A 25406-nucleotide genomic window follows, 5' to 3' on the forward strand; every position below is an offset into this window, starting at 1 on the left:
ACGCCGTGAGCAGCGATCCCTTCGGGACGGCTGCTCTGCGGTCGGCGGTCCTCGACGCGTGGGCCCGCAACCCCACGCGGCTGAGGGAAGACGCGAACACCGAAGAAGACCACGCGACGGGCTACTACCGAGACCGGGTGGTCGTCGAGCTCGCGCAGAACGCTGCCGACGCAGCGGTCCGGGCCGGTGCTCCCGGGACGCTCCTGCTGCGTCTCGTCGAGCACGCGGGCGGTGCGACGCTCGTGGCCGCCAACACCGGCGAGGCGCTCGACGGGCCCGGTGTCGTCTCCCTCGCCTCGATGCGGGCCTCGTCCAAGTCGGGCAGCGGGTCGACGACAGTCGGGCGCTTCGGTGTCGGCTTCGCCGCTGTGCGCGCGGTCGCCGACGACATCGTCGTGCGGGCGGCATCCGGAGGCGTGCGCTTCTCCGTCGCGCAGACGCGTGACGCGCTCGCGGCCGTGGCCACGGGGCCAGACGGCGCGGGCGACCTCGCGGAGACCGTCGCTGCACGCGGCGGGTCACTGCCGGCGCTGCGGCTGCCCTTCGCCGCCGGAGCGAGATCGCCTGTCCTCGCGGAGGGCGAGGACCCCCTCGGGCAGCTACCGTCCGCTGGTGCTGGTGCTGGTGCTGGTGCTGGTGCTGGTGCTGGTGACGCGCGGGACGCCTACGCGACGGTCGTCGAGCTGACCTTGCGCGACGAGACGGCCGTCGACGAGGTGCGCCGCCAGCTGGCCCAGGTCGACGACACCCTGCTGCTCGCGCTGCCCGGGCTGGCGACCGTCGAGATCCAGCACGTGCGCCGTGCCGGGGCTGCCACGGACGAGCGCGTAGCCGACAGGGTGCTCACGAACGTCAGGGCGCGGTGGTGGGTGGCCGAGGAGTCTGGGGCGGTCCCCACGCACCTCGTCGCCGACCGTCCTGTCGAAGAGCGTGACCGTTCCACGTGGACCATCGTCTGGGCCCTCCCGCGCGAGACTGGCGGGACTGCGTCTGCCGAGGACAGTGCGTCCGAGCCTCTCGCTGGTCGACCAGGCCTCGGCGGGCCTCGCGCCGTTGGCGTGGTGAGGGCCCCGACGCCTACCGAGGAGCCGCTCACGGTCCCCGCGGTGCTCGTCGCGACCTTCCCGCTCGACCCGTCACGTCGGCACGTGGCCGACGGGGCGCTCGCGACTTTTGTCGCCGAGCAGACAGGGCCCGTCCTGGCCGACCTCGCCGGCCAGGTCGACGACCCGCTCTCCCTCGTGCCGACGGGCCTGCCGGCAGGTCGGCTGGACGCCCTCGTCCGTGAGTCGGTGACGGCCGCGCTGCGGGAGGCTCCGCTGTTCGGGGGCCGCCGGGCACGCGACGTCGTCGCCCTCGGGCCCGGGGCGAGCACTGCGCTGCTCGAGGCCTTGGCACCGACGGGCCTCGGGGCTGTCGACGTGGTACCTGGGCGGCGCGCGGCGGCTCGCGCCCTCGACATGCCGGTCCTCTCGGTGGTCGACGTGGTCGACGCGCTGCCCTCAGGCCTCACCCCCGCTCAGTGGCGCACGCTCTACGACGCGCTCGCGTCGTCGGCCGACACGGACCGAGCCGTGCGCGAGGCCCTCGACGGGATCTTCGTGCCGCTGGCCGACGGCACGACGGCCCGCGGACCTCGCGGGCTGGTGCTGCCGGGTGCGGACGAGGTCGACGGTCTGCTGACCCTCCCAGGTCTCAGGCTCGTGCACCCCGATGCGGTCCACCCCCTGCTGCGCAGGCTCGGCGCCGCCGACGCGGACGACCCGTCGGTCCTGAGCCTCGCGGCGGTCGAGGCAGCCGTGCGCGACGCCTCCGAGCTGCTGCTCGACCTCGACGTCGACGCGCCGGACGATGCTCGAGACCGCAGCCGCTCGGACCTCTCGGGCGACGACCTCGGTCCGCTCCCGGGCCTGCTCGCTCTGCTCGCCGGGGTCACGGCTGTGCACGGCGTCGAGCCTGCCGACGTCGCCGCGTGGTGGGGCGACCTGCCGCTGCCTGGGGCCGGCGGTGTGTGGAGCGCGGCGCGCGACCTGGCCTGGCCCGGTTCGTGGGCGGCGTCGCACCTGGACCTCGACGTGGTCGACACGCAGGCGCTCGACCGACAGGCAGCCCTCGTGTGCGGGGTGCGCTCCACGCTCACGGTCCGCACTGTTGAGCTCGACACCGGCGACGCAGACGACGGTCTCGAGCCCGGCGGCTCGGGTGCCCCCGACGTGCCTGGCTGGGCCGACTACGACGCGTACCTCTGCGCAGTGCTCGGGGCAGGGACGCACCTCGACGAGGTCCCCGTGCTCCTCGACCTCGACGTGGTCCACGACGACGCGTGGGGAGAGGTCCTCATGCTCGCCCGGCAAGACCCCGAGGTGCGCCGCGCAGTCGTCACCCGGGTGGGTGGCTCCGGCGGGTCTGGGCCGTCGGCGCTGTCCTACGCGGCCTGGTGCCTGCGAGACGTGCTCGATGCACCCTTCGTCGTGCCGGACGAGGACGGTGCGAGCGACCCCGACCTCCTGGCGCTGCTCCCTGGCGTGCCAGCCGACCTGGACGGCCTGAGGGGACCCGGAGACCAGCGCAGCGCGGACGGTCGCGGCGGTCTCGACGGTCCCGGCGGTCCTGGCGGTCCCGGCGGTCTGGATGCTCTCGACGGTCTCGACGCCGCGCTGCTCGCGGCGCTCGGCGGGGTCGTGTCCGTCGGAGACCTCGCGCAGCTGCTCTCGCACCCTGACCCGGTGACGTGGGACGGACTCTTCGCCGCGCTCGACCGGCCGGAGGTCGCGGACGGGGTCTCGGTCGCCCTGCCGGTCGCGCGTGCCGTGTGGGCGGGGCTCGGCGCTGCTGCGGCTGCTGGCCTCGAGCTCGACGACCTCCCGGACGTCGTCGTCGCCGTGCGCGGCGAGGTGTGCCGCACGGTCGACGCGCAGGAGGTCCTCGTCGCGGTCGGACCGATGTGGTCGCAGGCGCGCTGGGTCATCCCGGCCCGGGACGTCGAGACCGCCGAGGCCGTCGCCGACCTGCTGGACGTCCCCGTGGCTGACGCGACGACAGCGTCGGTCCAGGCCTCCGACGACCCTGCAGAGCACGTGGTCCCCGCCCCGCTGCTCGCGCTGCTCCCTGGTCTGCCGGGTGCGTGGCTCGAGCACGCGGACCTGGTGGTCGACGGCCAGGACGTCGACTGGTGGGTGGCCGCCGACGGGACCGTGCACGTGCGCACCGGGACGACGCTCGCCACGACCGCGCAGGGACTGGCCCAGTCGGCCGGCTGCTGGACGGATCGGCACCTTGTCGAGATCCTGCTCGCCGACCCGTCGCGCGCTCGAGACGTCGACCTCGCCCGCTCCTGGGAGCCCTGAGCCCGGCCGGGCACGGCCCGGTATGCGAGACGGCGGCCGACCCGTGGGTCGGCCGCCGTCGGGCGTGCTGGTCCGTCGGCGCCTGAAGGGGCGCATCGCGGGTGGTGCGTCTGGCCTCAGGTGAGGTTGAGGTGGCGGACGGTCTCGAGGGCCCAGGGGAGGGCGACCAGGTACGCGTGCGCGACCTGCTCGGGCCGCCAGGCGGTGGCCTCGACGGCTGCGGTGTCGCCGTGCTCGTGGGCGACGACGGCGGCGAGCGTCGAGCCGAGGTGACCCTCGTAGGAGTCGAGGGCGCGGGCGACCTCGCTCGAGACGAGCGACTTCTCGACGAGCACCGAGACCGGGATCCCGGTCTCCTCGGCGAAGGCCGACAGCAGACCGACGGTGTAGCCGGTGTCGTCGCCCGAGAGCTCACGGCACGCAGCGGCGCGGGCGAGCAGGAACCAGAGCGCGTCCATCTGCTGGATCCGCGAGCTGATGAGCGAGGCCATGACCAGCGTCGTCAGCCGCGACGGGCCGAGCATGATGATCGCCCTGTGCAGCGAGTCCACACGCTGGGGCAGACCCATCGCGACGGAGTTGACCAGGTGCAGCACCCGGACTGTCATCTCGGGGTCGCTCGAGAGGACCTCGGCGATGCGCGTGGTGTCGACGTCGGGTGCCGAGAGCAGCCTGACGACCTCGAGGCACTGGATCTCACCGGGGTCGAGGCTGCGCACGACGGCGGGCTTCTCGTGGTGGTAGATCGAGCCCATGAGGTAGTCGACGCCGAGGCCCCAGGCCTTCGCCGGGCCGAGGGTGCCCTGGACGTTCTCGGCGATCACCGTGACGCCGGCGTTGTGCGCGACGGTCACGAGCTCGGCGTGGGGGAGCGTGGTGTCGGAGACGTCGACCATCACGTGCGTGACGAAGGGCAGCAGGGCGCGCTGGCCCGGCTCGTCCGCGAACTTGACGAGGATCGTCGGGGTGCCCCGCTCGGAGAGCGCGATGATCTGCTCCGCGCCGTCAGCGCGTCGGGTCGCCGAGGGGTGCACGAGCAGCCCGACCCCGCCGTGGCTCGGCGGGACGGACTCCTGACCGGCGAGCATCGCGGGGGTCGACCAGATGAACGCGGGCCTGTCGGCCACGTACTTCTCGAGGTCGACCGTCCTGTAGACGTGATGCAGCTGCTGGGCGGCCGCAGCGTCGGCGACGTCACCGTCGAGGGCGCTGAGCACCGGGAGCGCGTAGGCGAGGACCTGGCGCTGGCGGTCGACGATCGCCAGACGGCCGAAGGTCGGCGTCACGTCGGAGAGGCCTTCCCCGGGGAACGCCGGGACGGCGAACTTCACGGGTGCGGCCTCAGCCGCCGGTGACGGGCTGGGGTGGTCCATCGGACTCCTCTGTCTGTGCTGCGAGGGGACGCTCGGGGAAAGACGGGTGTCGCGGTCAGGCAGCGACGAGGGGAGCCCGGACTGGCCAGGACGCACCCTCGAGGATCACCTGCAGGGCGTCGCCCGTCTCGGTGTTGACGACGAGCGGGGCGAGCAGGTTGGCCGTCGCGGGGGTGTCCGGCTGGCTCGGGGTGACGATGACGAGCACGGCGCGGCGGTCGTCGTCGGCGCCGTCGAGGGAGAGCGCAGACAGCACCTCGGAGCCGAAGGTCGGCTCGTACTCCGAGAAGTACGGGCCAGGCTGGATCGCGAAGAGCCGGGTGGAGTCCTGCGCGCCGCGCAGGCTGAACAGCAGCCCGGCGTCGTCGAGGGACGTGAGGTCGAAGTCCGTGGCCGGCGACAGGCCCGGGAGGGACTCGAGGAAGTGGATGCTGGAGATCACTTGAGGTAGTCCAGGAGGCTCGGCTGGAGCACGCGGGCTGTGGCGCCGAGGGCCGCCTGGTAGGCGACCTCCTGCATCTGCAGCTCGATGAGGGTGGCGGGGAGGTCGATGTCCTCGACGGCCGAGAGGTCGCCCTTGAGCGACATGGCCTTGTGGCCCAGCAGCTCCTTGGCGCTCTCGAGCTGGTTCGTCCTGGCGCCCACCCCGGTGATCTCGCTGAGCATCTTGTCCCTGCGTGCGTCGATCTTCGTGATGTCGGACTGGACGTCCTCGCCGGCGCGCAGCTTGGCAGCGATGTCGGTGAGGAGTGCGTACACCGACGCGTCAGGGGCGTCGGGGTCGTTGCTGGTGCCGAACACTGCTGCTCCGTCCGCGTCCACGCGGACCGTCGTGCCAGCACCGGTCCGGCGCTCGACGATCCCGGGGGACCCGTTGTAGGTGTAGTCGCCGGTGACTGTGTCCTGAGTGTAGGCCGGTCCGTCGGAGGTCCCGGCGAACACCGAGCGTCCGAGGTACGTGGTGTTGGCCTGGGCGGCGAGAGACCCGCGGAGCCCTTCGATCTCGACAGCGAGCGCCTCGCGGGCCTCCGCGTTGGTCGCACCCGAGTTCGCGCCTCGGACGACGAGGTCGCGGGCGCGGTTGAGGTAGGAGAGCGAGGTGTTGATCGCCGTGTCGATCGACGTCAGCCAGCTGACGCCGTCCTGGACGTTGCGCGAGTACTGCGCAGCCGCCTGCTGCTCCTTGCGGAGCGCCATCGCGTCGGCAGCCTTGGCGGGGTCGTCGGAGGCCTTGGTGACCATCTTGCCGCTCGAGGCGCGCTGCTGGAGCTGGGCGAGCTGGCTCTGGGTGGCCTGGAGGTTGGTGAGCGCAGCACGCTGCGTGGACTGGTGGGTGACTCGGGTGATCATCGTCCGACGACTCCTGTCCGGTTGATGAGCTGGTCGAGCATCTCGTCGACAGCTGTCATGACACGGGCTGCGCCCTGGTAGGCGCGCTGGAAGGACAGCATGTTGACGCTCTCCTCGTCCTGGTCCACGCTCGTCTGCGCGAGCTGGAGGCCTTCTGCGGTGACCCGGGCGGCCTCGGCGACAGTCGCGCTCTGCAGCGCGGACTTGGCCTTGACCCCTGTCGAGACGACGAAGGTCGACCAGACGCTGTCCGGGCCGTCCTTCGAGGCGCCGAGCTGGCCGATCGCATCGGCGACGGAGGTGTCGTTGGCGCCGTTGGCGGGGTTGCGCACGGCGATCTTGTCGGGTGACGTGATCGCGACGCGCAGGCCGAGGGCGGCGGGGGAGCCGTCGGTCGGCAGCGAGTAGAAGTCGACGCCTGTGGTGCCGGCGCGGTCGGCGCCCGCGGAGTGGAGCGCGTTGACCGAGGTCGCGAGCTTCGTGGCGAGGGCGTTGTACGACTCGGCGGACTCGGCGAGGAGGCCACCGGAACCGCCGTCGGCCGGGGCGAGCACGCTCAGCACGCCGGCGAGCTCGCCGCCCTCGAGCGGGGCGGGGGTGCCGGCCGGGACGCGGTCCCACTCGACGCGGACCTGGTTGCCGGCGGCGCCGACCATCTCCTGGCTGCCCACGAGCTTGATCTTGTTGGCCGTGCTGCCGGTGACGAGCGGGTTCCCGCCGATGTTGACGTCTGCGGTGCCGTTGGGCTGGAGGCGGACCGTCGCACCGGCGAGCGAGGCGAGCGCCGTGGTGAGCACGTTGCGCTGGTCGATCAGCTCGTTGGCGTTGCCGCCCGAGACGGTGATCTGCTGGATCTGGTCGTTGAGGAGAGCGACCGACGAGGCTGCGGAGTTCACGTCGGAGACGAGCGACTGCGCCTTGGTGCGGGTCTGGTCCCACTGCGTGACGACGGCTGAGTACCCCGTCGCGATCGACCGCTGGACGGCCGAGGAGTTCTCGAGGAGCACAGCACCGACGGCGTCGCTCGTGGGGGAGTTGACGACGTCGCTCCAGCTGGCCCACAGCTTGTCGAGGTCGGCCGAGATGCCGTTGGCACCAGGCTCGGCGATCGTCGACTCGAGCCGCTTGTAGGCGTCGGTCCGGGCCGCGAGGTACTCGGCAGACGACGACGTGGTGCGCACGCGGGCGTCCATGAAGATGTCGCCGAGGCGGGCGACGGTGACGCCCTGGACGCCGTTGCCGATCCCGTTGCCCTGGGAGAACATCGTCGCGCCCTGGCCGGCGCTGACCGACTGCATCTCGAGCCGCTGGCGCGTGTAGCCGGGGGTGTTGATGTTGGCGAGGTTCTGGCCGCTGACCTCGATGGCCTGACGCTGCGCGATGAGCGAGGACAGGGCTGTGGACAGTCCGGAGAAGGTGCTCATGGTTCCTCAGAATTCCTGGTCGAGCATGCGGGCTGTGGACTCACCGTGCGCGGTCGATCCGGTCGCGTCGTAGGTGTGCGAGTCCTGCGTGAGGTTCGCGAGAGCCTCCTGCGTCGCCCTGTGGGACGCCGAGAGCAGCTCTCGGTTCCCGGCGGCGAGGGACTCGATCTGGTGCGTGATGTCGAGGAAGGCCTGACGGTGCGTGCGCAGCAGGTCGTCCCACGGCGGGGGGACGGCCTCGGCCAGCTCGTGCAGGCTGCGGCCGGGCTCGAGCCCGTGCAGACGTGCGACGGCGTCGGACTCGACCGACCGGCCGAGCTCGACCTCGCGGATCTGCTCGAGGACGTTCTCGACCTCGCGGGTGGCGTGGCCGAGCCAGCGGGTCTTGCCGCTGGTGAGCAGCAGCTGCTCTTCCTCGAGCTTGAACAGGAGCAGCTCGAGGAGCTGGCGCTCGCGCCACAGGACGCTGCTCAGCGCTTGCAGACTCATCGCGCTCGTACTCCTTCGTCGATCCGATGAACGGTGGGTGTCTCCGGCCGGTGGCGGGCGCCCGATCGGCGGCCGAGACCGTGGGTGTGGTCCGGCTCTGGAGGTCACATCGGACGCTCGCACCGCACCATGAGGTTTTCGTCGTGAGCAGCAGGGTGAGTCATTTCACCCTCCGGCATCCTCTCAGCCTAGGGGTACCCATGGGCTCCTGGCGAGGATGAGACTGCGTCTGTGCAGGTCAGAGGCCGATCCACGACCCGGCCGAGCCCGCAAGGCGGGGCGGTGGGGACCCCCATGGGTAGTTCTCCCCATTGCTGTTGTGGAGGTCACGTGGTTGTTACTGGGTGAAAACGTTTGTCAAAGCCTTGAAGAAACCTGAGTGCGCACCGCATGGTTGTGCCATGCCGCACCCCATGGACGCCGACCAGGCACGTCTGGTCACCGAGAATCTCCCGCTGGTCGGGTACCACGTGAGCGAGATGCTCATGCGTGTCCCCAGCCATGTGTCGCGAGACGACCTGGCGTCCGCCGGAGCGCTCGCTCTGGTCCAGGCCGCCCGAGCCTACGACGCGACGACCGGGGTGCCCTTCAACAGGTACGCCGCGATCCGCATCAAGGGCGCGATGGTCGACGAGCTCCGCTCGATGGACTGGGTCAGCCGCGGCGCCCGCCAGCGCGCCCGCAAGCTCACCACCGTCGCCGACGAGCTCACCGCAGACCTCGGCCGCGCGCCGACCCGCGACGAGATCGCCCTCGCGCTCGGCGTCGACGTCTCCGAGGTGGACACCGCCCGCGAGGCGGCCGCCACCCGCGTCCTCAGCCTCGAGGGCTACGACGGCGCACTCGCCGAGGTCCTCCCCGCCCGTGAGGTCGGACCCGAGGAGTCGGTCATCCTCGACGAGCGCCTCACCTACCTCCACGCCGCTGTCGCCACGCTCCCCGAGCGTCTGCGCACAGTCGTCGAGCAGGTGTTCTTCCACGACCGCACGGTCACGGACATCGCCAAGGACATGGGCGTCACCCAGTCCCGTGTCAGCCAGCTCCGCGCCGAGGCCATGGTGCTGCTGCGCGACGGGCTCAACACGCACCTCGACCCCGCGCAGGTCCCCGCCGCCGCTGCCCCCGACGGTGTCGCACAGCGTCGCCGCGAGAGCTACTTCGCGGCGATCGCCGAGCGCGCCAGCCTGCACGCCTCGACCGCCGTCGCGGCCGGCGTCAGCGCTGTCGGCACCGCCACGGGCGAGACGCCCCGCGTGCCCCAGGGAGCGGCCGGGTTCCCGGCCCCGCACCTCCCGCTCGTCGCCGTCGGCTGACCGGCTCGCCCGAGCAGCAGGCGCAGGGCTCCGTCAGGGACAGAGTCTCGGCAGGCACAGGACCCCGGGTCGTGCTCATGCCTGCGGGGTCGGTGCCGATGGGATGGCACACGACCATCTCGGGAGCACCCATGCCGCACGACGACACCCAGACCGCTCCAGCGCAGCCGCCGCTCCGGTCCACCTCCGGGGCGGCGCGCACCCCAGCCGCGCCGGCGTCCCCCTCGCCCGCTCGCCACGACAGCACGACGGGCCACCCGGGGAGCCGGATCTCCGCAGTCTTCATCGTCAAGGACGAAGAAGACGTGCTCGAGGCCTCCCTCGCCGCCCTCGGCTGGGTCGACGAGATCGTCGTCTACGACACGGGCTCGACAGACCGCACGCGTGAGATCGCCTCGGCATGGGCGAGCACCGTCGTCGAGGGGTACTGGGACGACGACTTCGGGGCGGCCCGGAACAGGGCGGTCGAGCACGCCACAGGCGACTGGGTCCTCACCGTCGACGCCGACGAGGTGTTCTCGGGCGACCCCGCGACAGTGCGCGCGGCCCTCGACCCCGCCGTCGGCTGCCACCTCGTCCTCGTCGACAACGTCGCGGGCGGCGGCGTCGGAGAGGCGACAGTCACCAAGAGCATGGCGTCGGTGCGGCTCTACCTCCGCGGTGCCTTCACGTGGTCGGGCAGGCTGCACGAGCAGATGGTCGCCGCGCGCCCCGGTGCCGACCTGCGCGCGGCGACCCCCGTCCCGACGGCGCGGCTCGCGCACAGCGGCTACCTCACCGAGCGGATGGCCGACCGCAGCAAGGCCCGCCGGAACCTCGACCTCGCCCGGCTCGACGTCGCCGCGGCCCGCCGGGACGGCCTCCCGGCCACGCAGGTCGCGGTCCTCGAGGCCAACCTGTCCAGGTCTCTCGGCCTGCACGGTGACACTGCCGAAGGTCTCGAGCTCGGACGCCGCGTGCTCGGCGGCGGGCTGCTGGCCCGTGACGCCGCGGTCGCCCTCGTCCCCGCGCTCGTCGAGCTGGCCCTCGCCCTCGGCCAGGACGAGGTGGTCGACGAGCTGCTCGACGCGTGGCTCGCCCTCGACACGCTCCCCGCCCGTCCGCTCGCCCGCAAGGCCTACGTGCTGGCACTCCGCCAGGACGCCGCGCGCACCCTCGAGACGCTCGACCTCATCCCCGCCCACGCCGTCGACGACCAGCAGGTCCCGTTCCGCAAGACCGAGCTCGCCCCCGTCGAGGTGTGGGCGCTGCTGTCCGCCGGCCGCGCCGCCGACGCGGCCGAGGTCGCCGTCCGGGCTGCGGCTGCTGGACTCCCGTCGGTGGCACCTGCCCGGCTGGTCGGGGTGTTCCGGGATGCCGACCGTCCGCTCACCGACCTGCTCGCGGTGGTCGACGGCCCGCTCTGGGGTGACCTCGCGCTCCAGGCAGTCTCCGACGGGAGCCGGCCGGCGCGCCTCTTCCTCGAGGCGATGGACGCTGCGCGACCCGGGGACGTCTCCGTCCTGCTGTGCGGTGCGGCGCTCGCGCCGGCGCTGAGCATCGAAGAGGCCGTCGCCTGGTCGGTCCGGCTGCGCACGCACGGGCTCGCCGAGCGCTGCCCGCTCGTCGCCCTGAGCCGGGACGAGGCGCAGGACCCCCGCCAGCGGGCTGTCGCCGCGGCGATCGCCGTCGACGTGTACTCCGACGAGCGCGCCGTACCCGGTCTCGAGGCGGCCCTCGCCGACGTCTCCCCGGAGCACGAGGCGGAGCTCGCCTCGCACCTCGAGATCGTCGCCCCGGGCCTCGTCTCGCTCGCCTGAGAGACCCGAGAAAAAACTTCTCGAGAAAATCCTCATGCCCCCCAGGGGGGTACCGATAGGACGGGTGGCAGCCCACGGATGGGCGCCGCATCTCGGCCCCACTCACGGAAGAAGAACATCATGGGTCTCTCGATCAACCAGAACATCGCGGCAGTCAACTCCTACCGCAACCTCTCGAACACGCAGAACGACCTGAGCAAGTCGCTGGAGAAGCTCTCCTCCGGCTTCCGCATCAACCGCGCTGCTGACGACGCTGCCGGTCTGGCGATCTCCGAGGGCCTGCGCTCGCAGGTCGGTGGCCTCAAGGTCGCTGCTCGTAACGCTCAGGACGGCATCTCCGTCGTGCAGACCGCTGAAGGTGCACTCACCGAGACGCACGCCATCCTCCAGCGTGTCCGTGACCTCGCCGTCCAGGCTGGTAACGACTCCAACAACGCCGAGGCTCGCAAGAACATCGACACCGAGGCCACCCAGCTCGTGTCGGAGCTCGACCGCATCTCGAAGTCCACCAACTTCAACGGCACGAACCTCCTCGACGGCACCGCCGGTGGCGGCTCGGGCAAGCTCCAGTTCCAGGTCGGTGCTGACGGCGACGCCAACAGCCAGATCACGGTCGACCTGTCGGGCGCCAACATCAAGGCGATCGCCTCGGACCTCAGCACCGGTTCGCTCGCCGTCGGCGGCACCGAGTTCACGGTCTCGACCGCTGCGCTCACCGCCTCCGCGTACACCTTCTCGGTGGACAACGGCTCGGGCGTCACCTCGGACATCGCGGTCACCCTCGCGACTGCTCCGACCTCGGTCCAGGGTCTCGCCGACGCTCTGTCCGCTGACAAGAACTTCAACGCGAACTTCAGCGTCGACGTCATCAAGGACGTCAACGGTGCAGCCACCGGGATCTCGGTCAAGGCGCTCAACGGCGGCGACGTCAACGTGACCGCCCCGGGTGCTGGCCTCGCCGCTGGCAACCAGGTCGCCAACACGCAGCAGGGTCTGGACTTCTCGTCCGCCGCCGCTGCTCAGGCGTCCATCACGAAGATCGACGAGAAGATCTCGTCCGTCTCGACGGCTCGCGCCAACCTCGGTGCACTGCAGAACCGCTTCGAGCACACGGTCAAGAACATCAACGTCTCCGTCGAGAACCTCTCCGCCTCGGAGAGCCGCATCCGCGACACCGACATGGCGTCCGAGATGGTCAGCTTCACCCGTGCCCAGATCCTCTCGCAGGCTGGCACGTCGATGCTCGCGCAGGCCAACCAGATCCCCCAGGGCGTCCTCTCGCTCCTGCGTTGATCCGGTCTGACTGACCGAGCACCACCGCACGACAGCAGCACAGCACCACCGCAGTACCGCAGATCCGACGGCGGTGAGGGACACCGTCCCTCACCGCCGTCGGTCTGCGACGAACCCGCGCGCCGCCTGGCGGGCACCGCACCGCCACACCGAACGAGGAGCGTCGAATGGTCAGCCTGGGTATCGACGGAATGATCAGCGGTCTCAAGACGAGCGACCTCATCAACCAGCTGATGCAGGTCGAGGCGATGCCTCAGACGATGCTCAAGCAGAAGGTCTCGACCACGCAGACCTTCATCACCGCGCTGCAGGGCCTCAACACCCGCGTCGCGTCGCTGACCGACGTCGCCAAGACCGCCGCGAAGCCCGCGTCCTGGCAGGCCACGTCGGCCGTCTCGACAGCGCCGAGCGTCAAGGTCACCACGAGCGCCGGCTCGCAGCCCTCGACACTGAGCTTCACGGTCGACCGCCTGGCCAAGGCCCAGACCTCGGTGAGCGGCAACGTCACCGACCTCGACTCCTACTTCCCCGGCGGCGTCCCCGACTCGCTGACGATCGTCTCCGGTCCCGCCGACAAGCCGACCCTGGTCACCGTCGACCTCGCCGGCGTGACAGACCTGGCCGGGCTGGCCACCAAGCTCAACACCGCAGGGACCGGCATCACGGCGAGCGTCGTCAAGGTCTCCCCGACCGAGTCGCGCCTGCAGATCACCGGCAAGGCGACCGGAGACGACGCAGCCTTCGACATCCACCGCGGGACCGTCACCAAGGACGACCTCGCAGCCGGTGCCTCGGACCTCGTCGTCTCGAGGTCGGCAGCCCTGGTGGCCTCGGCCGACGCGGCCATCAGCCTCTGGGACGGGCAGACCGTCACCTCGGCGAGCAACACCTTCAGCGACGTGCTGACCGGCGTGAGCTTCACGGTCTCTGCCCTCGAGACCGCACCCGTCACCGTGACCACCACGCGCAACGACGCGGCCCTCACCAAGCTCGCCTCCGACCTCGTCGGCTCGATGGGCGTCGTGCTCTCCGAGATCACCTCGCGGACCGCGACCACGACGACGACCTCGGCCGACGGCCGGACGGTCATCGCCGGAGGTGTGCTCTCGGGCGACAGCGCGACCCGCGGGATCCAGCAGTCCCTCACCTCGGCCCTCGCCTACCCCGTGGACGGCATCTCGCCCTCGGAGGTCGGGATCGTCCTCGGCAAGGACGGTGCCTTCACCTTCGAGCCCGAGAAGTTCGCGGCAGCGCTCGCCAGCGACCCGGCCAAGGTCCAGAAGGTCGTCTCCGGGCTCGCCGAGCGGGTGGCCGAGACGGCGACCAAGATCTCGAGCCCTATCGACGGCAGCCTCACGCAGAAGATCAAGAGCCAGGAGTCGTTCACCAAGAACCTCACCGAGCAGGTGAGCGACTGGGACCGTCGTCTGGCCACCCGCAGGTCCGGGCTCGAGCGGACCTACGCCTCGCTCGAGGTGACGCTCAGCGGTCTCCAGTCGCAGTCGAGCTGGCTCGCCGGCCAGGTCTCGTCGCTGCCCACCTGGAACTGACCCCCCCAGCCGGCTCTGTCGGTCCGGCCCCGGGCTGGTCTCCCGACGAGGAGTCGATCTTCGGTCTCCCGCTTCCCTCACACCGCCCGGTCTGCTGCCGATGAGGACCACATGAGCAACATGATGAGCTCCGAAGCACAGCGCGCACGGTTCCTCAGCGATGCCGTCCTCAGCGCCACCCCTGCTCGCCTCCTGACCATGCTGTACGACCGCATGGTCCTCGACCTCGACAGGGCCGAGAAGGCGCAGCGAGCGGGCGACGCCGCCGAGGCGAACGTCCAGCTCCTGCACGCGCAGGACATCCTGGCCGAGCTGATGGTCACCCTCGACGTCGAGGCGTGGTCCGGCGGCCCGGCGCTGCAGTCCCTGTACACCCACCTCATGGGTGAGCTCGTGCAGGCCAACATCACCCACGACGCCGACCGCACGCAGCAGTGCCGGGCCGTCGTCGAGCCGCTCCGGGCCGCCTGGCACGAGGCCGCCGCCGAGCTCGGCGGCGCGACGCGCCGGACCGGCGAGCTGGCCACGGTCGGTGCACCGCAGCAGACCGGGGGAGTGCTCGGTGTCGGCTGAGGCTCTCACGGCCGACCGGACCGAGCAGGCTCTCGTGCCTGTGCTGGTGTCCGCACCAGAGACTGTCTCCACGCCGCCGGAGGCTCCGGCCCCCGTGCGGTCCGCGTGGGAGGCCGCGCTCGACGAGCTCGACAGGTCGATGGACCAGGCAGAGGCTCTTGTCGCCCCGGGGTTCTTGATCGACGACTCGGACGTGCTGCCCGACCTCTCCTGGACGCCGCCAGCCGGGCTCGGACCGATCCCGGCCGGTCTCGCGGACCGCGCCGTGACGATCCTCGACCGTCAGCTGGAGCTCACGCAGCGGCTCGAAGAGGCCGCCAGCACCGCTCGGGCGCACCTGCGCGCGGTCAGCTCCATGCGCACGAACGACACGACGACGGCGGTGTACCTCGACGCCGTCGGGTGAAAGAACAGGTCCTCTCACCCGGGGGTGAGAAAACCCTCATGGGTTGCGAGGACCTGACGATAGTGCTTTACGAGCCAGGAAGGCTCGCGCAGGAGGCCATGGATCGGCCGATCAGTCACCATCACGTGGGGATAGTCGTGTTCGATTCAGTGACCTTCGTCGCGCTCAACAGCGCTCTGGACGGCCTTGCCCTGCGCCAGCGGGTGATCGCGAACAACGTCGCGAACATCAACACCCCGAACTACCTCGCGGGCCGTGTCTCCTTCGAGAGCGAGCTCGCCTCCGCGGTACGCCGCGGCACCGGTGCGGCCAAGCCCACCGAGGCCCGCTCCCTCGAGCCCACGCGTCTTGACGGCAACAACGTCAACCTCGACGCGGAGACGTTGCTCAACGTCGACACCAACCTGCGCTACCAGCTGGCCACCCAAGCGGTGGACGGCACCTTCTCGTCCCTCCGAACAGCCATGAGGACCAGCTGATGACAACCTTCGGAGCGATCGGCATCGCCAGCACAGGCATGACCGTCAACCGCAAGTGGCTCGACGCGGTGAGCGACAACCTCGCCAACATCAACACCGTCCGCCCCTCCGACGAGGCGGCCTTCCAGGCCCGCTACGTCGTGGCGAGCGCGGTCGGCTACCCCGAGAACGGCCAGGGCGTCCAGGTCGCCGGCATCGAGCTCGGCAGCGCCGAGGGCCGGATGGTCTACGAGCCCGACCACCCGCTCGCCGACGGCGAGGGCTACGTCAAGTACCCCGAGGTCGACATGGCCGGGCAGATGTCCCAGATGATCATGGCCCAGCGCGGCTACCAGGCGAACGCGTCGGTCGTCGACCGCGCGAAGGCCACCTACGAAGCAGCACTGCAGATCGGACGAGGCTGATGAGCATCCCTGCGATCGAGGGAATCTCCCTCTCTGGCGCCGGCGGCGTCTCGCCGACCGGCTACCTGTCGGGCCCCGACGTCATCGGGGTGCCCAGCACCTCGGGCACCGCCGAGACCTCGAACGCCTTCGGGAACGTCCTCACGGGCGCGGTCTCGAACCTGCAGTCGCTCCAGGACACCTCGAACGCCCTCGCGGTCAAGGCCGTCACCGGTGACCTCGACGACATCCACGACTACACGATCGCCTCGACCGAGGCGAAGGTGACCCTCGAGCTCACCGCCGCCGTCCGCAACAAGGCCGTCGAGGCCTTCTCCGAGATCATGAGGATGCAGGCCTGATGCCGCAGCAGATCACCTCCGCGCTGGGCCGGGTCACCTCGTCCATCCGTGAGTTCACGGTCGCCCAGCGCACCCTCGCGCTCATCGGCCTCGCGGTCGCCGTCGTCGGCGTCGTCGCCCTGAGCATGTGGTTCAACCGTCCCCAGTTCTCCCCGCTCTACACCGACCTCGCACCGGCCGACGCCAGCGCGATCGTCGACCAGCTCACCACCCAGGGCGTCAAGTACCAGCTGACCAACGGCGGCTCGACTGTCCTGGTCCCGACCGAGTCGGTCTACGACATGCGCCTCAAGGTCGCGGCGAGCGGGATGTCCCCCTCGGCCGACGGCGGCTACTCGCTCCTCGACGACATGGGCATGACCTCCTCGGAGTTCCAGCAGGACGTCACGTACAAGCGCGCCCTCGAGGGCGAGATGGGCAAGACGGTTTCCTCCATGGAGGGCGTCGAGCTCGCGACGGTCAAGCTCGCGATGCCGGCCGAGTCGGTCTTCGTCGACGAGGCGACCGACCCGACGGCGTCGGTCTTCGTCAAGACCCGCTCCGGCGTCACGCTGACCGACGACCAGGTGCAGTCGATCGTCAACCTCGTCTCGGCGAGCGTCGAGGGCATGAAGGCGACCGACGTCGCCGTCATCGACGCCTCGGGCACGGTGCTCTCCGCCGTCGGGACCGGCCTCGCCGCCGGCGGCGCCAACAAGCAGACCGTCGAGTACGAGCAGCGGGTCGCGCAGTCGATCCAGTCGATGCTCGAGCCGATCGTCGGGCAGGGCAAGGCCGTCGTCACGGTCACGGCCGACCTCGACTACGACGCGACCGAGCGGACCCAGGAGTCCTTCTCGAGCGCCGAGGGTGTCCTCCCGCTCACCGAGCGCAGCACGACGGAGAACTACACAGGCACCGGCAACCCCGCGACGGGCGTGCTCGGACCTGACAACATCCAGGTCCCCGTCGGCGAGGGCGCCGGCGACGGCAGCTACACCAACGAGACCAACGAGGCCAACAACGCCGTCGACAAGCTCACCGAGCACACCGTCACGGCGCCCGGCACGGTCCGTCGTCAGTCGGTCTCCGTGGCCGTCGACGCGGCCGCTGCCGCTGCGGTCGACATGGCCCAGCTGCAGGCGATGGTCTCTTCCGCCTCCGGCTTCGACGAGGCACGCGGCGACGTCGTGACCGTCTCGCAGATGCCCTTCGACACCTCGAGCGCCGAGTCGGCCCAGGCCGCCCTCGACGCCGCCGCGGCCGCCGACGAGGCCGCCGCACGAAGCCAGATGATGCGCACCCTCATCATCGCCGGCGCCGCGCTGCTCGCGGTGATCCTGCTCGCGATCTTCCTGGCCCGCCGCAACCGCAACCGTGCCGACCCGCGCGAGTCCCTCGACCTCGGTGACCTGCCGATCATGGACGAGCCGCTGGCCCTCGAGCCCGCCGACCTCGACACCCAGCTCCTCGAGCTGCCCGAGGTCCCCGAGCTCCCCTCGGCCGAGCAGATCAGCATCGAGCGCAAGCGCAACGACGTGGCCCTCCTCGTCGACGAGCAGCCTGAGCAGGTCGCCGAGCTGCTCCGCGGCTGGATGGACCAGAGGTCCTCCGTATGAGCACCGCGACCCTGACCGGGACCCAGAAGGCCGCCCTCGTCCTCATGCAGATCGGCCGCGACCGTGCGGCCAAGGTGATGGCCCAGCTCGACGAGCAGTCGATCGAAGAGCTCACCGCCGAGATCCTGCGCATGGAGCGGGTCGACCGCGACATGGCCGACGAGGTCATCGCCGAGTTCCACGCGGTGACCCTCGGAGGCGGCTCGAGCATCAGCAACGGCGGCCTCGGGTTCGCCCAGCAGCTCCTCGAGGCCTCGATGGGCGGCGTCAAGGCGCAAGAGCTCCTCGACCGTCTCGCCACGAGCATGGCCGGCCAGCCCTTCGAGTTCCTCCAGCAGGCCGACGCCCGCCAGGTCCTCGCGCTCCTCAACGGCGAGCACCCGCAGACGATGGCCCTCGTGCTCGCGCACCTGCGTCCCGAGCACGCCTCGGCGATCCTCGCCGGGCTGCCCAACGAGACCCAGGGCGAGGTCGCGCACCGCATCGCGCTCATGGAGCGTGCCGCGCCCGACGTCGTCATGGTCGTCGCCGACTCCCTCCACAAGAAGGCCTCGGCCGTCCTCACCCCGCGGGAGACCTCGGCCGTGGGTGGTGTCGGTCCTCTCGTCGAGATCATCAACCGCGCCGACCCGGGCACCGAGAAGCTCATCCTCGAAGGACTCGAGACCCGCGACGTCGAGCTCGCCGAAGAGGTGCGCTCGCGCATGTTCGTCTTCGCCGACATCGTGCTGCTCGAAGACCGCGCGCTCCAGCTCGTGCTGCGCGGCGTGGAGTCTGCGAACCTGGCCCTCGCCCTCAAGGGTGCTGGCCCGGGGGAGCGCGACGCCGTGCTCCGCAACCTGTCCGAGCGTGCGAGCGAGAACCTGCTCGAGGAGATCGAGCTGCTCGGTGCCGTCCGCATGTCGCAGGTCGAGGAGGCACGGGCGGAGATCGTCCAGGTCATCCGACGCCTCGAGGAGAGCGGCCAGATCGTCATCCGCCGCGAGGGCGAGGACGAGTATGTGTCCTGACGCCCCCACCTTCGGCTCCGCCAGGCTCACAGTCGTCGAGGACCACCGTGTCCGCGACACCCAGGAGCGGGCCCGCGTGGCCGGCTACGCAGCCGGCTTCGCCGCCGGCAGCCGGGCCGCAGCCGCGGCGACCGAGACGCTGCACCAGCGCCTGGTCGCCGAGGCGCGCGCGGCCGAGGCCGCCCGCACCGCCGAGCACGCCGCAGCCGTCGCCGTGCTCAACCGTGCCGCGCAGGGTGCTGCGGCGCGGGTGATCCCGGTCCTCGACGACGCTCGCGGTCTCCTCTACACGGGTGCCGTCGAGCTGGCCCGCGCTGTCCTGGCGACCGAGCTCGCCGACACCGAGCAGTCGGCCCGTGCGGCGCTCGCGCGCGCCCTCGACGTCCCGCACGACGTCCAGGTGCAGACGGTCCGTCTGCACCCCGCCGACCTCGCCGCCGTCAGGGCTGCCGAGAGCGCCCGCGGCACGCAGGACCTGCCGTCCCTCGACGGCGTGGTCCTCGTGGCCGACCCCTCGCTGTCTCGCGGCGACGCCGTGAGCACCTTCGAGGGCGGGTTCTTCGACGCCCGCATCGAGGTGGCCTTCACCCGCGCCGTCGAGGCGCTGCGCACGAGCGTCGAGCTCGTCCCCTCGGACGAGCCCCGATGACCGCCGACCTGGCGACCGCCGAGCGGTCCGCGACGACGGCCCCGCACCCGACCCCGTCGGCCGCGGCCGCCTGGTCCGGCGTGCTGGGCGCGGCGCGGCCCGAGCGGGTCGGCCAGGTCAGCGCGGCCGTCGGTCTGTCCCTCGACGTGGTCGGTCTCGACTGCGCCCTCGGTGACGTCCTCACCCTCGGCGAGAAGGGCCGCGGCTCCTCGCCCGAGTCAGCCTCGATGCTCGCCGAGGTCGTGGCCGTCACCGGGTCGACGGCCCGCTGCATGCCCCTCGGCGCGATGCGCGGCATCCGCCCCGGGCTCCAGGCCCGCACGACAGGTGGCGCGCTCCAGGTCCCCGTCGGCGCCGGTCTGCTGGGCCGCGTCGTGGACGGGCTCGGTCGTCCGCTCGACGGCAAGGGCCCGCTCGTCGGGACGTCCTCCGTGCCGCTCGACGGCAAGGCGCCGCACCCCCTCGAGCGTCAGCGCGTCGCGCAGCCGCTCACCCTCGGCGTGCGCACCCTGGACACCCTCACCACCGTGGGCCGCGGCCAGCGCATGGGCCTGTTCGCAGGCTCGGGTGTCGGCAAGTCGACGCTCCTCTCGATGGTGGCCCGCGGCACCGACGCGGCGATCAGCGTGATCGCCCTCGTCGGCGAGCGTGGCCGTGAGGTCCGCGAGTTCCTCGAGGACGACCTCGGGCCCGAGGGCCTGGCCCGGTCTGTCGTCGTGGTCGCCACCTCCGACGAGCCCGCACTCGTCCGCCTGCGCGCAGCCTTCGTCGCGACCCGGATCGCCGAGTCCTTCCGCGAGGCCGGCCAGGACGTCGTGCTCATGATGGACTCGCTCACCCGTGTGGCGATGGCCCAGCGCGAGATCGGTCTGTCGGTCGGCGAGCCCCCCGCGACCCGCGGCTACCCGCCCTCGACCTTCTCGGTCCTCGCCGAGCTCCTCGAGCGTGCCGGCACCTCCGCGCGCGGCTCTGTCACGGGCATCTACACGGTCCTGGTCGACGGCGACGACCACAACGAGCCGATCGCCGACGCGGCCCGCTCGATCCTCGACGGCCACGTCGTGCTCGACAGGCGCCTCGCCGTCGCCGGGCACTTCCCGAGCATCGACGCCCTCGGCTCGATCTCGCGCGTGGCGACCCGTGTCACCAGCCCGCAGCAGCGCGCCGACGCGACGGCCCTGCGCAAGGTGATGTCGGCCCGGCGTGCGGTCCAGGACCTCGTCGACGTCGGCGCCTACGTGCAAGGCAGCAACCCTCTCGTCGACGCCGCCCTCGCCCACCAGGGCCAGATCGACGCATTCCTGCAGCAGGGCGTGGACGAGCCCGCGCCGTCCGAGCAGTCCTGGGCTGCGCTCCGCGGCCTCGTGCAGGGCATGGGGGTGGCCGCATGAGCCGCGCCTTCCGCCTCGCCGGTCTGCTGCGCTTCCGCAAGCTGCAGGAAGACCAGGCCGCCGCGGACCTCGCCGTCGCGCACGCCGCGCGCCGCGCCGCCGCGCAGCGTCAGAGCCGGGCCGACGGGGCCCTCGCCGACCACGGCTTCGACCCCGTCGAAGAGGCCGGTGCCTGGTTGTCCTCGGTCGCCACCCGCGCCGCGCTGCGCAGCCTCGCCTCCGAGGCCGGTGCCGCGACCGAGCTCGCCGGCATCGAGGTGACCCGCCGCGAGGACGCCTGGACCCAGACTCGCCGCCAGCTCGTGCCGCTCGAGAAGCTCTCCGAGAAGCACGCCGAGCGCGAGGCTGTCGAAGACCTCCGCCAGGAGCAGATCGTGCTCGACGAGATCGGGTCCCGCACGAAGGGCCCTGAGTCACCCACAGCCCCCACGACCGACGGAACCCGAGGAGAGTCATGAGCGCCGTCGAGGCGATGGGCCGGATCAGCCAGATCCAGTCGAGCATCCGCAGCCTGACCCAGCCGACCGCCCAGCAGGCGATGGGCGTCGCGGTGCTCGGCTCGGGGTCGGCCTCGACCGCGACGTCTGCGGCCGGTGCCTCCCTCGCGACGACGAGCACGACGTCCGCCGTCCAGGCCCTCACCGGTGCCTCGGCGTCGACCGGGACCTCGCAGGACTTCGCGACCCAGCTCGCCGCGCTCTCGGGTGCGGCCGCGGTCGCCCCGGCACCCGCGTCGGCGACCGGACCGACGGGCGCCGACCTCGTCGCCGAGGCCCGCAAGTACGTGGGCGTCCCCTACGTGTGGGGCGGCGCGACCCCGCAGGGTCTCGACTGCTCTGGTCTGGTCAAGCTCTCGCTCTCGGCCCTCGGCGTCGACATGCCGCGCGTTGCCCGCGAGCAGATGACGCAGGGGACCCCCGTGGCCTCCCTCGACCAGGCGGAGCCGGGCGACCTGCTCGTCTTCGACGGCGGCTCGCACATCGGCATCTACCTCGGCGAAGGACGCATGATCGACGCGCCCAAGCCCGGGGACAGGGTGCGCGAGCGCGACGTCTACGAGACGCCGACGGCCATCCGCCGCGTCCTGCCGACAGCCTCCGAGGCCGCGGCCACCGCAGCGGCCGCAGCACCCGCCCTCTCGACCGCGGCCCAGGTCGAGCAGCTGCTCGCCAGCAGCGCCGCCGACCGCTCGTCCATGACCGCACTCCTGGGAGATGCCGCATGACCGCCCCGACCACCCTCTCGACGCTCGGCGTCCACGGAGCCCAGCCGGCCTCAGCGCCGCGCAGCGCGTCGTCGTCCAGCGGCGACGCCTTCGCGGCTGCGCTCAGCCGCTCGCAGACCGACAGGGCCGCTGACCAGCGGCGCCCGGCCCAACGCCCCGTCGAGCGCCCTGAGCCCGTGCAGCCCCGCAGGCTCGAGGCCGTGCAGCCGCGCCGCAGCGAGCTCTCGACGGACCGTGGACCCTCGACGCTCCAGCGCGAGCGCCCGGGCCACGACCTCGGCATGCCGAAGCCCCGGACGCCTGGGGCCGGGACGACCCGGTCGACGGGGCCGTCCGAGGGGACGTCCGCGTCCGGCAGCACGACCGGCGCCACGGCACCCAGCGACGACGCGACGTCGACAGGCGCGACGGCCCCGACCGACGCTGCGCCGACGACCGGTGCCACGGGCGAGACCGTCGCCCCGGTGACGGTCCCGGCCGTGCCCGTCGACGCCGCCACGCTCCTCGCCCAGCAGATCGCCGCGGCCGGGGCTGTCGTGGTCGCCGACCCGCAGGCGTCGGCCGCTGCGCCGGCGGCGACGACCGGGGCCGAGACCGACGCGACGGCCCAGGTCCCGGCACCGGCTGTCCAGGCCGCACCGGCACCCGGTGCGGCTGCTGCTGCCGCTGCCTCCGCCACCGCCACCGATCAGCAGGCGCCCACCGCGCCGGCCGCCGACCAGCAGGTCGCGTCGTCCGCCCCGGTCGCGGCCCAGGCTGGAGCCGCGGCGGGAGGGGTCGCCGCAGACACCACGACGACGGCTCGTCCCGGGTCTCCGGCTGCCGCTGGGGCAGACACGGCCGCAGCACGCGGTGCTGTGCCGGTGCCCGCGACCGACGCGTCGTCCGCCCAGGGCGCTGACTTGTCGCAGGGCGGCTCCGGCTCGGCCTCGGCCGAGACCGCAGCCGGTGGCGCCGCCGCCGCGGCCCCGGCACCCGCGAGCACGACCTCCTCGACGAGCACGTTCTCCCAGACTCTCGCCGGGCTCACGCCGACCGCTCCGGGGGAGCGGGTCGCCGCAGCACCCCAGGTCCCGGTGGCCGCCCAGGCACCGTCCCTCGCCGAGCAGGTCCGCGGACCTCTCGTCGCGCTGCGCCACGCGGCCCCCGGCGAGCACACCCTCACCCTGCAGGTGACGCCCGACAGCCTCGGGCCCGTCCAGGTGAAGGCGCACATCGGCGCGGCGGGCGTGCGCATCGAGCTCCTCGGTGCGACCGACGCGGGCCGTGAGGGCCTGCGCGCGCTGCTCACCGACCTGCGCCGCGACCTCGCGGGCACAGGCATGAACGCCTCGCTCACCCTCGCCGGTGACTCCGACAGGTCGCAGGGCGGCCTCGCCGGCGACTGGGGCGCAGGCCAGCAGGGCACCCGCGGCGGGAACGGCAGCGCCGGCACCCGCGCCGAGCGCACAGCCACCCTCGCGGCGGCCCCGCTCCCCGAGACCACCCGACCCACGACCCCGACCACTGGCGCCCTCGGCGTCGACGTCCTGACCTGAGGAGAACGCCGATGCCCATCGACACCACCATGACCACCCCGGTCGACACCACGTCCGTCAAGAACGCGCAGGGTCTGCACGCCGGGGCCAACGGCGCGAGCACGTCGAAGAAGTCCCTCGACAACGAGACCTTCATGACGCTGCTCGTCGCCCAGCTGAAGTACCAGGACCCGAGCTCGCCCATGGACACCACCGAGATGATGGCGCAGACCACCCAGCTGGCCAGCATGGAGAAGCTCACCACCATGACGGACACCATCGCGGAGAGCTTTGCCCTCCAGATGCGTGACAACGCCGCGAACCTGCTCGGCAAGCAGGTGAGCTACACGCAGGCCGACGGGACCGTGAAGACGGGCGTCGCCGAGTCTGTCTCCTACAAGTACTCGGTCCCGATGGTCGTCGTCGGCGGGGTCGAGGTCACCCTCGACGCCGTGCAGACGGTCACAGCCGCCGGCGCACCTGTCGTGCCGCCCGCACCCACGACGCCGGCCGACCCCGACGACGACACCACCGCACCGGGGACGCCGACCGCCCCCGCCACAGCCTCCGCCTAGTCCGTACATCCCGAAGGGAACTTCTCATGCTCCGCTCGCTCTTCTCCGGCATCTCCGGGCTCCGCACCCACCAGACCATGCTCGACGTCACCGGCAACAACATCGCCAACGTCAACACCACGGGCTTCAAGGCCTCGCAGACGCAGTTCAAGGACACCCTGTCCCAGGTGCTCACCAACGCCGGTGGCGCCCAGGGCGGCGTCGGTGGCACCAACCCGGCGCAGGTCGGTCTCGGTGTGCAGCTCGCCGGTGTCACGACGAACTTCCAGCAGGGCGCCGCCCAGGTCACCAACCGCTCGACCGACATGATGATCTCGGGCGACGGGTTCTTCGTGGTGTCCAAGAACGGTGAGAACTTCTACACCCGTTCTGGTGCCTTCGACTTCGACGCCAACGGCAACCTCGTCACCGCCGAGGGTGCGCTCGTCCAGGGCTGGGCGGCTGTCGACGGGGCCGTCGACCCGAACGGGCCGCTCGCGCCGCTGCGCCTGCCCACCTCAGTCCTCAACCCGGCGAGCGCGACCACGCAGGTCGGCTTCGACGGCAACCTGCCCTCCGACGCCGCGCTGGGGACGGTGCTCAACCGTGATGTCGAGGTCTACGACGCCCTCGGCAACGCCCGCACCATCACGCTGTCCTTCACGCAGTCGGCCGGCGCCGCCCCGGCGGACCCCAACCGCTGGATGCTCACCACCTCCGACGGCGGCGCAGCCCAGCCCGTCGCCTTCAACGCCGACGGCACGCTCGCCTCGCCCGGCACCGTGACCGTCGACGGCGTCGCGGTCTCCCTCGCCGACGTCACGGGCTTCGCCAAGCTCACGAGCATCGAGACGGCCTCCAAGGACGGCCAGCGTGCCGGCAGCCTGCAGTCCTTCACGATCAACGCCGACGGCACGATCATCGGTGCGTTCTCCAACGGTCTGAAGTCGCCCGTCGGCCGCATCGCCCTGGGCACCTTCGCCAACCCTGTCGGTCTCGAGAAGGCCGGTGGCTCGCTCTACACGACCACGGTCAACTCGGGCGAGGCCGCGATCGGCACCGCCGGAGCGGGTGGCCGCGGTTCCCTCGTCGGTGGTGCGCTCGAGATGTCGAACGTCGACCTCTCGCAGGAGTTCACCAACCTCATCATCGCCCAGCGTGGTTTCCAGGCGAACTCGCGCGTCATCACCACCTCGGACGAGCTGCTCCAGGAGCTCGTCAACCTCAAGCGCTGACACCGGCGCAGGCGTCCGCGCCCTGCCCTGACCGGCCCGCACGCACGCACGCCCGTCCGACCGCCTACGCGGACGGGCGGGCGCTG

The 25406-nt window shown here is 71.8% G+C and carries 24 protein-coding genes; 19 read left to right on the top strand and 5 right to left on the bottom strand.

What is annotated here, in order from left to right; translation table 11 throughout:
- The first annotated feature begins 5 nt into the window (after nucleotides 1–5).
- Nucleotides 6–3347 (top strand): sacsin N-terminal ATP-binding-like domain-containing protein, encoded by a 3342-nt coding sequence (locus ASG53_RS02860; protein ID WP_156382643.1) that lies wholly within the window; start codon nucleotides 6–8, stop codon nucleotides 3345–3347.
- Nucleotides 3348–3463: 116 nt separating this feature from the next.
- On the opposite strand, the gene ASG53_RS02865 is transcribed toward ASG53_RS02860, so the two are convergent.
- The 5 genes from ASG53_RS02865 to flgN are packed head-to-tail and all read right to left on the bottom strand — an operon-like array spanning nucleotide 3464 to nucleotide 7983.
- Entirely contained in the window at nucleotides 3464–4720 is a 1257-nt protein-coding gene (locus ASG53_RS02865; RefSeq protein WP_056128221.1) for an EAL and HDOD domain-containing protein, read from the bottom strand.
- Between the two features lie 55 nt (nucleotides 4721–4775).
- Nucleotides 4776–5162 carry a flagellar assembly protein FliW gene (locus ASG53_RS02870; protein ID WP_056128225.1) on the bottom strand — a complete coding sequence of 129 codons (387 nt, stop codon included), beginning with the start codon at nucleotides 5160–5162 and terminating at the stop codon, nucleotides 4776–4778.
- The gene (gene flgL / locus ASG53_RS02875; protein WP_056128226.1) at nucleotides 5159–6070 is read right to left on the bottom strand and encodes a flagellar hook-associated protein FlgL; all 912 of its coding nucleotides are present in this window, start codon (nucleotides 6068–6070) and stop codon (nucleotides 5159–5161) included. The genes ASG53_RS02870 and flgL overlap by 4 nt, the downstream gene beginning before the upstream one ends.
- The gene (flgK, locus tag ASG53_RS02880; protein ID WP_056128229.1) at nucleotides 6067–7494 is read right to left on the bottom strand and encodes a flagellar hook-associated protein FlgK; all 1428 of its coding nucleotides are present in this window, start codon (nucleotides 7492–7494) and stop codon (nucleotides 6067–6069) included. Before flgK ends, flgL begins: the two co-directional genes overlap by 4 nt.
- Before the next feature lie 6 nt (nucleotides 7495–7500).
- Nucleotides 7501–7983, bottom strand: a complete 483-nt coding sequence (flgN, locus tag ASG53_RS02885; RefSeq protein ID WP_056128232.1) for a flagellar export chaperone FlgN — start codon at nucleotides 7981–7983, stop codon at nucleotides 7501–7503.
- A gap of 401 nt (nucleotides 7984–8384) precedes the next feature.
- On the opposite strand from flgN, the gene ASG53_RS02890 reads away from it, so the two are divergent.
- The 18 genes from ASG53_RS02890 to ASG53_RS02975 all read left to right on the top strand — a co-directional run bounded on the left by ASG53_RS02890 (nucleotide 8385) and on the right by ASG53_RS02975 (nucleotide 25320).
- Nucleotides 8385–9296 (top strand): sigma-70 family RNA polymerase sigma factor, encoded by a 912-nt coding sequence (locus ASG53_RS02890; protein ID WP_228087612.1) that lies wholly within the window; start codon nucleotides 8385–8387, stop codon nucleotides 9294–9296.
- A 131-nt stretch (nucleotides 9297–9427) separates the two neighbouring features.
- Nucleotides 9428–11095 (top strand): glycosyltransferase family 2 protein, encoded by a 1668-nt coding sequence (locus ASG53_RS02895; protein WP_162246126.1) that lies wholly within the window; start codon nucleotides 9428–9430, stop codon nucleotides 11093–11095.
- Nucleotides 11096–11215: 120 nt separating this feature from the next.
- Nucleotides 11216–12388, top strand: a complete 1173-nt coding sequence (locus ASG53_RS02900) for a flagellin N-terminal helical domain-containing protein (RefSeq protein ID WP_056128240.1) — start codon at nucleotides 11216–11218, stop codon at nucleotides 12386–12388.
- Nucleotides 12389–12555: 167 nt separating this feature from the next.
- A complete protein-coding gene (gene fliD, locus ASG53_RS02905; RefSeq protein WP_056128242.1) occupies nucleotides 12556–13938 on the top strand; it encodes a flagellar filament capping protein FliD in 1383 nt (460 codons plus the stop codon).
- Nucleotides 13939–14049: 111 nt separating this feature from the next.
- The gene (gene fliS / locus ASG53_RS02910; protein WP_056128247.1) at nucleotides 14050–14511 is read left to right on the top strand and encodes a flagellar export chaperone FliS; all 462 of its coding nucleotides are present in this window, start codon (nucleotides 14050–14052) and stop codon (nucleotides 14509–14511) included.
- Nucleotides 14501–14917, top strand: a complete 417-nt coding sequence (locus ASG53_RS02915) for a hypothetical protein (protein WP_056128249.1) — start codon at nucleotides 14501–14503, stop codon at nucleotides 14915–14917. Before fliS ends, ASG53_RS02915 begins: the two co-directional genes overlap by 11 nt.
- Before the next feature lie 137 nt (nucleotides 14918–15054).
- The gene (flgB, locus tag ASG53_RS02920; RefSeq protein WP_056128252.1) at nucleotides 15055–15396 is read left to right on the top strand and encodes a flagellar basal body rod protein FlgB; all 342 of its coding nucleotides are present in this window, start codon (nucleotides 15055–15057) and stop codon (nucleotides 15394–15396) included.
- A complete protein-coding gene (gene flgC / locus ASG53_RS02925; RefSeq protein WP_056128256.1) occupies nucleotides 15396–15800 on the top strand; it encodes a flagellar basal body rod protein FlgC in 405 nt (134 codons plus the stop codon). The genes flgB and flgC overlap by 1 nt, the downstream gene beginning before the upstream one ends.
- Complete coding sequence (gene fliE / locus ASG53_RS02930) at nucleotides 15800–16141, top strand: flagellar hook-basal body complex protein FliE (RefSeq protein WP_056128260.1); 342 nt, start codon at nucleotides 15800–15802, stop codon at nucleotides 16139–16141. Before flgC ends, fliE begins: the two co-directional genes overlap by 1 nt.
- Nucleotides 16141–17739 (top strand): flagellar basal-body MS-ring/collar protein FliF, encoded by a 1599-nt coding sequence (gene fliF / locus ASG53_RS02935; protein WP_056128263.1) that lies wholly within the window; start codon nucleotides 16141–16143, stop codon nucleotides 17737–17739. Before fliE ends, fliF begins: the two co-directional genes overlap by 1 nt.
- The gene (fliG, locus tag ASG53_RS02940; protein WP_056128266.1) at nucleotides 17736–18749 is read left to right on the top strand and encodes a flagellar motor switch protein FliG; all 1014 of its coding nucleotides are present in this window, start codon (nucleotides 17736–17738) and stop codon (nucleotides 18747–18749) included. Before fliF ends, fliG begins: the two co-directional genes overlap by 4 nt.
- Nucleotides 18739–19398, top strand: a complete 660-nt coding sequence (locus tag ASG53_RS02945; RefSeq protein ID WP_056128269.1) for a FliH/SctL family protein — start codon at nucleotides 18739–18741, stop codon at nucleotides 19396–19398. Before fliG ends, ASG53_RS02945 begins: the two co-directional genes overlap by 11 nt.
- Nucleotides 19395–20789 carry a FliI/YscN family ATPase gene (locus ASG53_RS02950; RefSeq protein WP_082543738.1) on the top strand — a complete coding sequence of 465 codons (1395 nt, stop codon included), beginning with the start codon at nucleotides 19395–19397 and terminating at the stop codon, nucleotides 20787–20789. The genes ASG53_RS02945 and ASG53_RS02950 overlap by 4 nt, the downstream gene beginning before the upstream one ends.
- Complete coding sequence (locus tag ASG53_RS02955; protein ID WP_056128272.1) at nucleotides 20786–21247, top strand: flagellar export protein FliJ; 462 nt, start codon at nucleotides 20786–20788, stop codon at nucleotides 21245–21247. Before ASG53_RS02950 ends, ASG53_RS02955 begins: the two co-directional genes overlap by 4 nt.
- On the top strand, nucleotides 21244–22014 hold the full coding sequence (locus tag ASG53_RS02960; RefSeq protein ID WP_056128274.1) for a C40 family peptidase: 771 nt from the start codon (nucleotides 21244–21246) through the stop codon (nucleotides 22012–22014). Before ASG53_RS02955 ends, ASG53_RS02960 begins: the two co-directional genes overlap by 4 nt.
- A complete protein-coding gene (locus ASG53_RS02965; protein WP_056128277.1) occupies nucleotides 22011–23552 on the top strand; it encodes a flagellar hook-length control protein FliK in 1542 nt (513 codons plus the stop codon). The genes ASG53_RS02960 and ASG53_RS02965 overlap by 4 nt, the downstream gene beginning before the upstream one ends.
- Nucleotides 23553–23563: 11 nt before the next feature.
- Nucleotides 23564–24106 carry a flagellar hook assembly protein FlgD gene (locus ASG53_RS02970; protein WP_082543739.1) on the top strand — a complete coding sequence of 181 codons (543 nt, stop codon included), beginning with the start codon at nucleotides 23564–23566 and terminating at the stop codon, nucleotides 24104–24106.
- Between the two features lie 26 nt (nucleotides 24107–24132).
- Complete coding sequence (locus tag ASG53_RS02975) at nucleotides 24133–25320, top strand: flagellar hook protein FlgE (protein ID WP_056128280.1); 1188 nt, start codon at nucleotides 24133–24135, stop codon at nucleotides 25318–25320.
- Nucleotides 25321–25406: the final 86 nt, after the last annotated feature.

The organism is Sanguibacter sp. Leaf3, from assembly GCF_001425965.1.
Classification (GTDB): domain Bacteria; phylum Actinomycetota; class Actinomycetes; order Actinomycetales; family Cellulomonadaceae; genus Sanguibacter; species Sanguibacter inulinus.

Excerpts from the sequence above, each read along its gene's own strand:
- ASG53_RS02865 (WP_056128221.1), bottom strand. The coding sequence starts at position 4,720 with ATGGACCACCCCAGCCCGTCACCGGCGGCTGAGGCCGCACCCGTGAAG.
- flgL (WP_056128226.1), bottom strand. The coding sequence starts at position 6,070 with ATGATCACCCGAGTCACCCACCAGTCCACGCAGCGTGCTGCGCTCACC.
- flgK (WP_056128229.1), bottom strand. The coding sequence starts at position 7,494 with ATGAGCACCTTCTCCGGACTGTCCACAGCCCTGTCCTCGCTCATCGCG.
- flgN (WP_056128232.1), bottom strand. The coding sequence starts at position 7,983 with ATGAGTCTGCAAGCGCTGAGCAGCGTCCTGTGGCGCGAGCGCCAGCTC.
- ASG53_RS02890 (WP_228087612.1), top strand. The coding sequence starts at position 8,385 with ATGCCGCACCCCATGGACGCCGACCAGGCACGTCTGGTCACCGAGAAT.
- ASG53_RS02895 (WP_162246126.1), top strand. The coding sequence starts at position 9,428 with ATGCCGCACGACGACACCCAGACCGCTCCAGCGCAGCCGCCGCTCCGG.
- ASG53_RS02900 (WP_056128240.1), top strand. The coding sequence starts at position 11,216 with ATGGGTCTCTCGATCAACCAGAACATCGCGGCAGTCAACTCCTACCGC.
- fliD (WP_056128242.1), top strand. The coding sequence starts at position 12,556 with ATGGTCAGCCTGGGTATCGACGGAATGATCAGCGGTCTCAAGACGAGC.
- fliS (WP_056128247.1), top strand. The coding sequence starts at position 14,050 with ATGAGCAACATGATGAGCTCCGAAGCACAGCGCGCACGGTTCCTCAGC.
- flgC (WP_056128256.1), top strand. The coding sequence starts at position 15,396 with ATGACAACCTTCGGAGCGATCGGCATCGCCAGCACAGGCATGACCGTC.
- fliE (WP_056128260.1), top strand. The coding sequence starts at position 15,800 with ATGAGCATCCCTGCGATCGAGGGAATCTCCCTCTCTGGCGCCGGCGGC.
- fliF (WP_056128263.1), top strand. The coding sequence starts at position 16,141 with ATGCCGCAGCAGATCACCTCCGCGCTGGGCCGGGTCACCTCGTCCATC.
- fliG (WP_056128266.1), top strand. The coding sequence starts at position 17,736 with ATGAGCACCGCGACCCTGACCGGGACCCAGAAGGCCGCCCTCGTCCTC.
- ASG53_RS02945 (WP_056128269.1), top strand. The coding sequence starts at position 18,739 with ATGTGTCCTGACGCCCCCACCTTCGGCTCCGCCAGGCTCACAGTCGTC.
- ASG53_RS02950 (WP_082543738.1), top strand. The coding sequence starts at position 19,395 with ATGACCGCCGACCTGGCGACCGCCGAGCGGTCCGCGACGACGGCCCCG.
- ASG53_RS02955 (WP_056128272.1), top strand. The coding sequence starts at position 20,786 with ATGAGCCGCGCCTTCCGCCTCGCCGGTCTGCTGCGCTTCCGCAAGCTG.
- ASG53_RS02960 (WP_056128274.1), top strand. The coding sequence starts at position 21,244 with ATGAGCGCCGTCGAGGCGATGGGCCGGATCAGCCAGATCCAGTCGAGC.
- ASG53_RS02965 (WP_056128277.1), top strand. The coding sequence starts at position 22,011 with ATGACCGCCCCGACCACCCTCTCGACGCTCGGCGTCCACGGAGCCCAG.
- ASG53_RS02970 (WP_082543739.1), top strand. The coding sequence starts at position 23,564 with ATGCCCATCGACACCACCATGACCACCCCGGTCGACACCACGTCCGTC.
- ASG53_RS02975 (WP_056128280.1), top strand. The coding sequence starts at position 24,133 with ATGCTCCGCTCGCTCTTCTCCGGCATCTCCGGGCTCCGCACCCACCAG.